This window comes from Bifidobacterium dolichotidis (assembly GCF_003951975.1).
Lineage (GTDB): Bacteria > Actinomycetota > Actinomycetes > Actinomycetales > Bifidobacteriaceae > Bifidobacterium > Bifidobacterium dolichotidis.
This window is the reverse complement of record NZ_QXGM01000003.1, coordinates 21,970-34,255: the sequence shown is the minus strand read 5'-3', so window position 1 is coordinate 34,255 and position 12,286 is coordinate 21,970. Positions and strand designations below refer to the sequence as shown.

At 51.1% G+C, this 12,286-nt stretch carries 7 protein-coding genes, 1 tRNA gene and 1 pseudogene; 1 reads left to right on the top strand and 8 read right to left on the bottom strand.

Annotated features, from left to right (window positions below; genetic code table 11):
- Positions 1–46: 46 nt before the first annotated feature.
- From D2E26_RS06765 to D2E26_RS06730, 8 genes and pseudogenes are all read right to left on the bottom strand, one after another.
- Complete coding sequence (locus tag D2E26_RS06765) at positions 47–667, bottom strand: LytR C-terminal domain-containing protein (RefSeq protein WP_125963967.1); 621 nt, start codon at positions 665–667, stop codon at positions 47–49.
- Between the two features lie 87 nt (positions 668–754).
- Positions 755–1,711 (bottom strand): 4-(cytidine 5'-diphospho)-2-C-methyl-D-erythritol kinase, encoded by a 957-nt coding sequence (locus tag D2E26_RS06760; protein ID WP_125964039.1) that lies wholly within the window; start codon positions 1,709–1,711, stop codon positions 755–757.
- Positions 1,712–1,726: 15 nt separating this feature from the next.
- Positions 1,727–2,641, bottom strand: coding sequence for a 16S rRNA (adenine(1518)-N(6)/adenine(1519)-N(6))-dimethyltransferase RsmA (gene rsmA, locus D2E26_RS06755; RefSeq protein WP_125963966.1), 915 nt, complete (start codon positions 2,639–2,641; stop codon positions 1,727–1,729).
- Positions 2,642–2,794: 153 nt separating this feature from the next.
- On the bottom strand, positions 2,795–4,258 hold the full coding sequence (locus D2E26_RS06750) for an aggregation-promoting factor C-terminal-like domain-containing protein (RefSeq protein WP_125963965.1): 1,464 nt from the start codon (positions 4,256–4,258) through the stop codon (positions 2,795–2,797).
- Between the two features lie 503 nt (positions 4,259–4,761).
- A tRNA-Thr gene (locus D2E26_RS06745) sits at positions 4,762–4,835 on the bottom strand.
- Positions 4,836–5,021: 186 nt separating this feature from the next.
- Complete coding sequence (locus D2E26_RS06740; RefSeq protein ID WP_125963964.1) at positions 5,022–6,041, bottom strand: DsbA family protein; 1,020 nt, start codon at positions 6,039–6,041, stop codon at positions 5,022–5,024.
- 224 nt (positions 6,042–6,265) lie between these two features.
- Complete coding sequence (locus tag D2E26_RS06735) at positions 6,266–8,167, bottom strand: serine/threonine protein kinase (RefSeq protein WP_125963963.1); 1,902 nt, start codon at positions 8,165–8,167, stop codon at positions 6,266–6,268.
- A 437-nt stretch (positions 8,168–8,604) separates the two neighbouring features.
- Positions 8,605–9,345, bottom strand: a pseudogene (locus tag D2E26_RS06730) (potassium channel family protein); the annotation flags it as partial.
- A 118-nt stretch (positions 9,346–9,463) separates the two neighbouring features.
- Between D2E26_RS06730 and D2E26_RS06725 the strand changes: the two are divergent.
- Complete coding sequence (locus tag D2E26_RS06725; RefSeq protein ID WP_125963961.1) at positions 9,464–11,998, top strand: glycoside hydrolase family 3 C-terminal domain-containing protein; 2,535 nt, start codon at positions 9,464–9,466, stop codon at positions 11,996–11,998.
- The last annotated feature ends 288 nt before the right edge of the window (positions 11,999–12,286 follow it).

The following is a 12,286-nucleotide window of genomic DNA, read 5'->3' as shown; positions in this document are numbered from 1 at the left end:
GAATCACAGAAGTGAAACCTGCCCAAATTTTTATGAACGAAAAGTGTTATGCAGCCTCGTGCTCAGGAGCCTTCGGCAGATCCTTCATCTGATCTGCAGGAAGGCAACCCTCAATATTGACGATTTCCTTACCCGTTGGAACTTCGGACTCAGGACGCAGATCCTTGAACGTAGCACCCAAATCAACGTCAATGAGCTTGTCTTGACGGTCATCCATAACGAGCACAGCATCAGTGAAATTGCTGGCTAATGTATAAGCCTCAGGAATGGCGTTACGGCCAAACACAATGCGTGTACGCTCAATTTTGCCGTCTGGATAGTTCTCGTAATTCTTCACAATGAACTCACGGTTGTTCAGTGCCTCACCAACAGCCTTGGCAAAACCAGTGAACTTCGTGCCGTTGAGTACACGAACCGTAACGGCCTTGTTGTCTACGTACTTTGGCTTCACTTCTTGATCGGAAGACACGGCGCAAGGAGCAGGCTGACCATAATTTGGCAGTGCTGCACTCGTCTTGGCCTCACCCAAGCCACCAACGTGGAACACGAAAAGGGCAGAAATAAACAGCGCAATTGCCAAAACTGCGCCAACAATTGTGAACACCATGGTCTGGCGGCGACGCATATAAATCATGCGTTCCGTAGATTCCTCGTTGTTCTGAGCCATTGCCCTTCCTTTGCTTACGAGTAAGAAGCCGAATATACCTGAGCTGAGTTTACTTGCAGAGTTGAACGGTTAGCAACCCTACACGAATCATTCATCTATTGGAACATTGCGATGCAGCAGAGGCGTGACGGCCGAGTGCGCAGTAATAATGCGATCAGCCAATGCCTGCGACTTCCAGCTGTCCATAACCGCATCGCGAACTTGTGCATTTGGCACAAAGGCCACAACCGATGGGCCAGAACCAGAAATAAAGGATTGCGAAGCACCTGCTGCTAGCGCGGCTTCAATAGCCAAGCCAGAACGAGCATGCAAGGCAATAGCAGCAGCTTCCAAATCGTTATACGACGTACGCTCAGGCTGTTCGCTGGCATCCACAGCGTTCTGCAGAGCACGCTGCGCATCAAATGTTCTATACACCTCTGGCGTATGCAATTCAGCGCGGTACGCGGCAATAACCACTTCACCGCAGTATCCCTCGGCAGTGAGCTTGCGCACTACTGGCGAAGCCTCGTTCAACGGTTCAATGAGCTCGCCATAACCCGTGCCATGCGCGTAGCCGCCAGATAAGCAGAATGGCATATCGGCACCAAGCGTAGAAGCAATTGGCTCCAAACGTTCCACAGGCCAGTGCAGTCCCCAGAGCTCGTTCAAGGCGAGCAATGTGCCAGCAGCATCGGAGGATCCGCCACCCAAGCCAGCGCCAACAGGAATGCGCTTTTCAATGCGAATAGACACATCTGGTGCATGGCCTGAAGCCTCGGCTAACGCATAAAGTGCACGAACTGCATGGTTATTACGCATATCGGCAGCAGACGAAGCCAAATCACCTAAATAACGGCCCGTTAAATCAAGCGAGAAACCTTGTCCTGCAGGAGTTTCAGCCACCGTTACGGTGTCATATACACCAAGTGCACAGTAAACCGTATCGAGTTCGTGACGGTTACCCCATTCAGCATGCGTTGGGCCAACAAATAACGTCAGATTCGTTTTTGCTGGGCAGTCAACGCTTACGCCAGTGCCTTGCGCATGATCACGCAAATTCATATCAATTTCCACGAATTACTCCTGCTCAGCCTGAAGCTTCTTAACGGCCTGAGCCAACGTAATAAATTCATCAATTGTCAACGTTTCACCGCGACGCGTTGGATCAATACCGGCCAACTCAAACGATCCCTGAGGAATCTGCTTACGCAAAGCAGCATGCAACGTCTTACGACGCTGGCTAAACGCAGCATCAATCAGAGCAAACACGAGCTTGCGATCAGCATCGCTACCAAAGCCCTGTGTCGTAGCCACATTGCCTTCTGGAGCACGATGGAACAGCACCAATGCAGAATCGACATTTGGTGCAGGCCAGAACACATTACGGCCAACAAGGCCAGCGCGCTCAGCCGTGCCATACCAAGCCAATTTGACGCTTGGCGTGCCATAAATCTTCGAACCTGGTTGAGCACACAGACGGTCAGCAACTTCCTTCTGCACCATAACCAAGAACGACTGCAAATTGCTAAAGCGCTCGAGCAGCGTCAGCACAATTGGTGTTGCCACGTTATATGGCAAATTAGCTACGAGAGTGAATGGCTCACCATTAGCCAATTCAGGCAGCTGTTCTGCCGTTACTGCCAATGCATCAGCATTGACTACACGGAAGCGATCTAATGCAGCTGGCATATACTCGCCAATCGTACGTGGCAGACGCTCGGCCACTGGTGGGTCAATTTCAACTGCAGTAACCTTCGTGCCAGCCTCAAGCAGTGCCAGCGTCAGCGAGCCCAGGCCCGGACCCACTTCCAGCACACGGTCGCCAGCTTTAACGCCAGCCGCGCGCACAATCTTGCGTACCGTGCCTGGATCAATAACAAAGTTCTGTCCGAACTTTTTCGTTGGACTAATGCCCGCGTCGGCTGCAATGGCGCGCACGTCCGCGGCTCCCAGCAATCTGCCCGTTTCTTCGTTAAGACGTTCGTCGACCACAGCTCTCCCTTACCGCGTTTGCGCGACTCGATCATTATTTTGTATTTCTGCTTCAACTATCGCAGATAGGAGTCACTTCTCGTATTATCTATTACTCGCTAATGTAGTACGCAGTACGCAAAAAGCGACTCCACAGAGGAGTCGCTTTTATGTTTAGTACCAGTTATGTGTTTGCCAGTACACCCATGCCTTCATAGGGCTTCCGTAGCGGCCTGCAATGTAGTTCAGGCCCCAATCGATTTGGGCGGCAGCATCATCGCGATAGTACTTGCCGTAGGCTGCCATATTTTGTGGGTAGTAGCACTGAGGAATACCATAGGCCGGACTATATGGATTCTGTGCATACCAGCGCCAATTCGATTCACGCTCCCAGATTTTCTCCAAATCAAGCCACTGCTGACCAGTCCAGCCATATTGTGCAGCAGCGCCAGCGGCGTAGTTCTTAGCTACCTGAGGAGAAGGGCGGAACAGACGACTGCCATTTTTTGCTTCTTCATCAGGATCCACAGGCTTCGGATCTGGCTTAGGATCCGGCTTTGGGCTTGGTGTTGGCTGCGTAGGTGATGGGGAAGGTGTTGGCTGCGTTGGCTCCGGCTTTGGCTGTGGTGTATCAATTGGTGACGGCGTTGGCGTTGGATCCGTTTTGTCGGAAGACGATGGACTTGGCGTTGGCTCAGGATCTTTGCTTGGTTCCTGCGAAGGTTCCTTCTGATTCTGATCCTGATCCTGATCCTGATCCTGCTTGGTGTCTGGCTTCGTCTCTGGCTTCTGCGGACCAACAGCAATAACTTGATCAAGAGCAGCCTTCACAACGTTCTCGGAAACGAGTGTGCGGCTCTCTTCTTTGCCATCTACATACACCACGTCATACGTAGCAACGCGCTCACCATTGACACCAGCTTGCATGACTTTGGTTTCACCTGGTGCCAGCGTAGCGTCAACGACGGTACGCGTTTCAAATGGAATGGACTCGTGCTCTTCAATACGGTCATGCGTTACGCGCTGCACGCGCAGAATCGTTGTATTGCCTTTCTTCTGCACGCTGACACGATCATCTTTGCCGATCGTAATGCCTAAGGAATCGAAAATAGCAGCGGCTGGCTGATTGCCGTCAGGTGCTTCCATCGTCTTGCCGTCGGCAATAACGGTGACTGGGCCATGCGCGTTAATCGTAATGCCACCAGTGAGCTGGTTATAGACGTTTGGAATATCAACCGTAATGCGCGAAGCTTCTACATTGTTCTGCTCAAAGAAGCCAATAAGCTGTTCAGCGCTGTCGGCCACGGTCCAGAATGGCACCTGCTGGCCATCAATCGAAATCGTCGTCTGATAGGCGCTTTTCACGGTAATCGTGGCATGATCCGTCAAACCTTCTGGCGAATCCGAAGTCACAATATCGTGTGTTTTTACATCAATATGCTGCTCTTTGAGCAGTGCATAAATGCTTGGCGCATAGGTCGTAACATGTGTGGTTTGACCATTGACGGTAAGGGCAACAGACTTACGTGCGGTTACACCAAAGGTGATGCATGATGCCACGGTAACGGCTGCTGCCACGGCTGCAACGCGAATTCGACGCATCACAGTCATACGATGTGGCGACCAAGTTTTTGCCATGAACCCTCCTGGCAACGGAATGAGAAAACAGGTAGTACAGAAAGCTCAAAAATAATACGGTAAAAGTCAAGTTCTATGTTCGCACATGGCATCTAGCTCTGGCCAGAACAACATGTGCGGATTTTGCATAACATCAGATGCCACAGCACTTGGCTGCAATACATGCAATGCGATTTCTATGCGGGGTATTCCATTACATGCTTGCTATGGCCATAGTAGTGGAAGCAGAAATAAATAAAAAAATAAGGGGGCGGGAGAGAAGGGGATGTTCCCGCCCCCAACAGACGAGGTTGGTTGGGGGACGCCTCGCCTGAGTCAGGGGCCCAAGGTTGGGGGGATGCCCCTGATCTCTTACACGTGAGAAGTATTAGTTGTATGTGCCTTCCCGCACATTTTCGTAGTTGTATTTCGGTCAGTCAGTATCGCTCAAAACAACGAAACTGGCAAGGCCTTTTGAGCCCGCCGCGTAGTTTGATGAGTGAAACGACATTGGTCAAATACAGAGCCTCCTGTCGGGATCGAACCGACGACCTGCCGCTTACAAGGCGGCCGCTCTGGCCATCTGAGCTAAGGAGGCGTTCGCAAATCACTCTGCGAGTCACAAGTGTTGAAGACTACCTCAACACCGTGAGCCGGTCAATAGCATACCAGCTTTTTCGACGAGAAGTGAATCAAAAGTGAACATTCTGAAAAAGAGTCCGGCCTTTCGACCGGACTCTTGTGCACTAATGCTAGGAATTCAGCGGTAAAACGCTATTGCGAATCACTTTGAACTTTCTGAAGCGCTTGGTGAAGCATCGGAGTTTTGGCTCGAAGCCGTAACTGGCTTACCTTGAGCGCCAATCGATGGCATATCGCCAGCGACGCCGATCTCATCCTTTGGCAGACCGATGGCCTGAACAAATGCATCAACCATCGATGGCGTTGTGGCCGTGGCCGAGTTCATATCCCAGAAATGACCGTTAATCGTCACGGTTGGCGTGGTCATCGAACCCTTGAGGCTGCCGGAAACGTTCCACAGTTCCTCACGCATTGGCGTGTAGGTGTTGATTGCCGACAGATACGAATCGTAGTTGCGCTGCACCGAAGCCTCGGCCAGAGCTGGGTCAATACCAGCTGATTCAACCTGCTTAACGAGCTGCTCGTTGCTGACCGACTTGTAGCCAGGGCCTTCTTCTGGCTGGAAGTCCTTGCTGTACAGAGCCCTGACCACTGAAAGCAGCTGCTGAGGATCATCAGTGTGGTCAGACAGATACAGCGCCATATTGGCTGCACGGCTTGAGTACTCATCGGTGCTGAAGCGATCCATGAACGACATGAAGTGCAGATCCAAATTAATCTGACCAGCTTCAACCATCTTGGCCAAATCGCCTTCAAGGTTACGGTTCAGGTTGCCGCAGCCTGGGCACATGAAGTCCATGTAAATGCCAATTGTTGGAGCGTCTGCAACCTTCTTGTTGTAGCCGTCCTTAGAAATCAGAATGCCACCAAGCTCATCGGCATGCTTTGGCTTTGGCGAAGCGTTCTGCAGCTGCTCATAAGCAGCTTGCTTATTGCTTGCGCTTTGCGAACTCGTTGCCGATGGACGCGTGTGCTGATACACGGCGACGCCTGCAACAACCAGCAATGCGAGTACCAACACAATAACGATGGTGCCAATAATCGTCTGCTGCTTACGTTCTTTTGCTGCCTGTGCTGCACGCGCCTGCTGCTCTGCTCGCTCTTCAGCTCGACGCTGTGCTCGCATGGCTTTGCGTTCCGTGTTATTGCCGTTCTTGGCCATCACACGATCCTTCCTGCTGTTCAGTGCTAATGCTTGTTCCTTATGCTAGCCGTAATTGACGGCAATGCTATGCCTTACCGCGAACGCGGCGGATTTTTCTTATATTCGTTCGAGGTTCCGTTGCTCTACTACTGAGCTAACAGCTTGAGTACGTCAGTTGTTCCAAAAAGAGTACGTGCTGCAGTTTAGTAGCTCAATTCATCGGTTCAACTCAATAGCTCACTTCAGTAGCTCAACATCATCAGTGGCATCCAATCGATCATGCCATGTGCAACGAGAACCGTTAATCCAGCAATTATGCAGACCACCCATATGCCAAGCAAAATGCGTGTATGCAATGCCATAGTGCGTTTGCGAGACGCTGGTACGGAATCGTTTCCTACTCCATTGAGCTGCTCAGCTTGAGACAGAGAAGGCGAAGATGTAATTGCTGTATTTGGCGTTGCAATCCAGCCTGCCCCAATGCGCAGCAGCGCACCACCAACAAGAGCCGCAATAAGCCAGCCAATACCGGCGCTAATGCCAAGTACTGCGCCAGTTTGCGTATATGGCATGTCATATGGCATAGGCCATCCTGCGTTCGCAATAAAAGTCAGGCTCATCGGTGCTGTTGGCAACGAGAACACCAGACTGCCGAGGGCTCCGAGCCCCACGCTAATGGCCGTACTGATAAGCCAGGCAGGAATTGCCTGCACGAGGCCGCGCACTAGATACCAAGGCACGCTCACAGTCTGTTTGACCGCATCTGAATGCTTACGTAGACCACCGCGCTTGGCCTCACGACGGATTTGCGTTTGCGCCGCGCAGCCCAGTGAACAGATCAGCCATAGCATGGCGTAACCAATCAGCAAGGCCAGCGTTGGCACCGAAGCACCAAGCAGCGCCACCAGTGCCGTCATAGCAGCTACAGGTAGTATTGCCGCGCGCTTCAGTACAGTCGTGCGCACAGCCTCAATTTGCTCAGGCGTCACTACGGGTTCTGGAGCAGGCGACGCTTGCATTGCTGCCATTGGTTCAGGCTGTGCGGCCGCCTGTGGCATGGCTGACGTCAAAGCCGTCGTCTGCTCGTCCAAATCTGCCGGTGCCGCGGGTGGTTGCAGCCGCGTTGTTTGATCAAGTACTGCTGTCTGACCCACGCTAGGCATCTGTTGCGTCATAACGCGAGTACGTTGCGGTTGAGGCACTTTTGGCTCGGTACGCCACGCTAAACGCGGATTCTGCTCGACCTCAAAAGGGAGCATCGCCCCGCTCTGTGCATCGTTCCACGACTGCTGTTGCCAAGCATCTTGCGTAATAGCATCAAGCAGTTGTTGTGGCGAGATGCGTTGAGTGCGATCTGGCTGTAAAGCCGCGCGGAACGCTTCTAATGTGCGCGGAGGAAGACCAGCCAAATTGGCATTACCGCTGGCTTCACGTTCCAGCACAGCCATCATTGGCTTCGTACCAAAAACAGGACGACCCGTGGCGGCAAACGCCAAAACTGAAGCAAGTGACCACCAATCGGTCAGTTCATCAGATTCTGCGCCATCAATTATTTCTGGTGCAATAAAACCAGGTGTACCCATAACTAAACCGGTACGCGTTACATGCATTTCACCGGCACCCATAGCAATACCAAAATCTACGAGCACAGGGCCGCGCGTAGAAACCATAACGTTTGTTGGTTTAATATCGCGATGCACAATACCTGCTTGATGCACGGCTGCAACAGCATCAATGAGTTTGCTCGCCAAATGCTCAAGATCATGGCCAACATAGCGACCATTGGCTTCAACATCGTCACGTAAATTACGGCCATCAATCAGATCGGTCACAATAAAAGCAACAGAGTCATCAAGTTCCATATCCACAATGCTGCAGACACCTGGATTATGAATACGGCGCAATGCCATAGCTTCTCGACGTAAGCGTTCGCGTGCGGTCAGTTGGTCACGCTGCTCATCGTCGGACTGTGCCTCATGTAACGAGTCAAGCAGAATTTTCATCGCATAGGTCTGGTGTCCGTCATCTTCAACTTTCCAGACCGAGCCCATAGCGCCAGAGCCTAAACGGTTGACGAGCGTATAACCGCCAACTTGATCGCCTGGTTCTAGATTCAGCGCATGCATGTCATTCATGCGACCCATCGTAGCGAGCATCGTATGCTAGCGCAGCAGCGAGTACCGATACATTCACTTTGAGCGCGAGGAAATGCGGCTTGAGTGTTCCTCTTGAAGGAGCGTTAGCGCTTCCTTGGACGGCGATGAGGACCGTGATAGCAGCTCTGACTGCGATAGCGCTTGACAGGACGTGCTGCAGGTGTAACAGCTTTACGTGCGGCAGTGGTGGCTGCAGTTGCTGCTGCGGCCGCAGTAACAGCGGCTGCTGTTGCCGATTTCGCTGCAGTGTTGTGCTTCGGACTGGCAGTTGCCGCTGATGCATGAGCAGCATTCGTTTTATCAACAGCATTGGCTACGAGCGTGGAATGCAACTGTGCAATTTCTGCTGCAGTTTCTGCTGTGATCTTGCCATTTTTTACAGCATTCTTCGTATGCTTGCGAGCACGTTTATTCGTACGATGCAATTGCTGGATTTCATTATTTAAGTTGGCAACTGTTTCAGTTAAACGCAGCATTTCTGCCTGCAGTAAGCGAGCCTCAGCAGATGTAGCCGTGCGCCTTTCTTCGCCTTCTGAAATCTGTTGTGCCGAATTGACGTTCTCACGATGGACCTGATCAATAATCCACGACGAAATCATTGCTGTCACAATACCGATCATTGCAATGCCGGTAAGCATGAGACCAACGGCAACGCATTTACCCATCGTTGTTACCGGATGTACTTCGCCATAACCAACGGTTGTTACGGTAACGAATGCCCACCACACGGAGTCGCCGAATGTAGTAATTGTGGCTCCTGGTGCTTTATGTTCTACCGAATACTCAGCTAATGCACCCACATAAATGAGCATCGAGAACATGCAAATTGCATATACGGTTATGCGGCCACGTACAGCACCACCAGCCGTACGGTTAAAAATCTGCATAACAGCAAGCAGACGCAATAGATGCAATGGTCGGAACATTGGCAACACGAGCGTGAACAGCAGCAGCCAATTTTGTTTAATCCAAAGTCGCTTTTTCTCTGCGAGAGACAATGAAACGACGTAATCAATAAGATAGATAACCCAAATGCAGTCAATAACGGCGTTGCAAAGCTCTACATGCGTTTCGGCTAACACTGACCATGAGTAGGCGAATAAAAATACAACCGACAAAATGAACAGTGGTATATCCGAAATTTTGTGCCAGCTTGCAAGAGTCATGGTTAGATTGTAAAGGGAACGTGTCGCCAGCTTACCGCTCAGCGTGAAGGCAGACATAGTAACAACAGACTTTTGTGACATACGAATTGCAATTGAGGCAACAACAGGAGTTCATCGAATGAGTCAAACGCAACTCAAGCAGCAAGCAGATGATGCTGCAGACTTGAATGAAGTGTCGCTCGAACGCAAGGCTGCGTTACTGTCGGGGCAGTCGCAGTGGCAAACGCGAGGCGATGAACAGCTTGGTATTCCGCCAATGCATATGAGCGATGGCCCAAGCGGTCTGCGTAAGCAGAGTGATTCGGGCGATAATCTCGGCATTGGGGATTCACAACCATCAACCTGCTTCCCAGCTGCGGTAACGATGGGTATGTCTTGGGATCCTTCGCTTGCAGAGCAAATGGGTCGTGCCCTCGGAGCCGAGGCACGTGCGTTAAATGTCAATGTGCTGCTTGGACCAGGTCTGTGCATGAAGCGCAATCCACTGTGCGGTCGTAATTTCGAATATATTTCTGAAGATCCAATTCATACGGGTCGTATGGGTGCTGCAATTGTGCGCGGTATTCAAGCAAATCGAATTGCTGCTTGTCCAAAACATTTTGCAGCCAATAATCAAGAATTGCGCCGCATGGCCAGTAATTCTGTTGTTGATGAGCGTACCTTGCGTGAGCTTTATTTAACAGCTTTTGAAATTGTTATTCGCGAGGCTCATCCACGTGCATTAATGACGTCATATAACCGCATTAATGGCACGTATACGAATGAAAATATGCATCTCGTGCATGATATTTTGCGTGGCGAATGGGGCTTCGATGGCCTAGTTGTTTCTGACTGGGGTGGTTCTCGCAATATTGCTGATGGTGTACGTGCTGGTTCCACACTAGAAATGCCGGGCGCAGGTATGGTGCCTGTTCGTGAACTTGTAGACGCCGTGGAACATGGCGACCTAGATGAGCAGTTCGTCAATGATCGTGTAGCAGAACTCGCACGTGTTGCACGTGAAACGCAGATTGAGGAATTAGCGCATGATGCACTACCTGAACTGCCACAAGCAATGATTGACGAGCACAATGAGCTCGCTGCAGATCTTGCTGCACAATGCATAACGCTGCTGCGCAATGACAATAAGGTATTGCCACTAGCTGCGGGATCCCATATTGCCGTGGTTGGTGATTTAGCAGGTACACCTCGATTCCAAGGTGCTGGTTCTTCGCAGGTTAATGCCACGAGCAGCGAAAGCCTGCTGCACGCCTTAACGCGTACTGAAGGCTTAACGGTTATGGGCTATGCGCAGGGTTATGAACGCGATGGTAAGTCGCATGTGCGTTTAATTCGTCAAGCTGCTGAGCTGTGCCGCAATGGATATGTGGATGCGATTGTCGTTGCTGTTGGTCTGCCAGAATCCTATGAATCGGAAGGCATTGACCGCCAGAACATGCAGATTCCACGTGTGCAGCATGAGCTTATTGATGCATTGGCACGTACCGGCAAGCCAGTAATTGCAGTGGTCTATGGTGGTTCGGCTATGAAACTGCCTTGGGTACATAAAGTGCAGTCGATTCTGTATGCTGGCTTGCCTGGCCAAGGTGGTTCACGCGCTATTGCTTCGGTCATTATGGGCCAGACGAATCCATCGGGTCATTTAACGGAGACTTGGCCGCTGAAGTTGGTTGATGTGCCGAATGCCAATATTTATCCAGCAAAAGATGTCAATGCTATTTATGCCGAAGGTCCGCTTGTTGGCTACCGCTATTACGAAACGGCTCGTCAACCAGTGCGCTACCCATTTGGTTTTGGCTTGAGTTACAGCACGTTTGAGTATTCGAATCTTCAGGTTACCGAACAAGGCGTCACCGTTACCGTAAGTAACGTCGATGGTCCCGACGGCGCGACTGTGGTGCAGCTGTACGTTACGGCCGCTCCAAGTGGTGGCATACGCATTGCTCGTGAGCTCAAGGGCTTCGCCAAAGTGCAGGTGCCGGCTGGCGAAAGTGTTGAGGTCTCAATTCCGTTCGACGAGTACACGTTCCGTCATTTCGATACAACGCTGGGCCGCTGGACTGTTACGCGCGGTCAATACAGTATTGCCGTTGGCGCCAACGCTCACGATCTTCCTTTACAAAAAGTTATTTTTGTTTCAGGTGACGTGGCTCCTGAACCATATGATGCCCGACTCGGTGCGTATTTGGAGGGCGCACCGCAGCGTGCCAATGAGCAGGAACTGGAAGTGCTGTTTGGCGGTAGGGAAGCGCTGCGTGCTCGTCTGATAACAGACGGTATTACTGCAACCGATGTTTCACAGTCGAAGTCGGCACGAGCTCGTACCACGCATTACTTCACTTCAGATGATCCAATTTCTGATTGGCGCAAATCGTCGAATTGGATTGCACGTTCTATTGCGAAGAGGCTACATCGTAAGGCCTATGCATCACTGAATACGTCGGGTACGCCAGATCTAGGTGCTTGCTTTGTGCTCTATATGACGCCTCATTCGTTGAAGAAGCTCACGGGTGGTCGTCTTGATGAGCCAATGGTGGACGCCATTGTTGATTTTGCCAATGGTCGTTCTTGGCATGGCTTATGCCGATTCGTGCGAGCAGCGGCCGCCAATAAGCGTGCTAATAAAGCTATGCAACGGCGCCTTGAAAAATAATTCAATAATTGAATTAAATAACGCCGAAAAAACGCGAGATAACGGGCTTGCTAACATTTGCAAGCCCGTCTCAGAACGTGGTCATTGGACGGACAGCGGAATTTCGTCTGAAAAAGCGCATTTCTCGTGAACAATATGAAAAGATGTGTTGACGAGCCTTCATCTTTGTGTATAGTGAAAAACGGCTCATCGGGGAGTCCAATGGGCTGGAATCGAAGCCCGCAGCCGAGTCGATGATGACGGCAGCGTGCTGAGAGCCACAAAACCAAACCTCTCACTACGGATCGT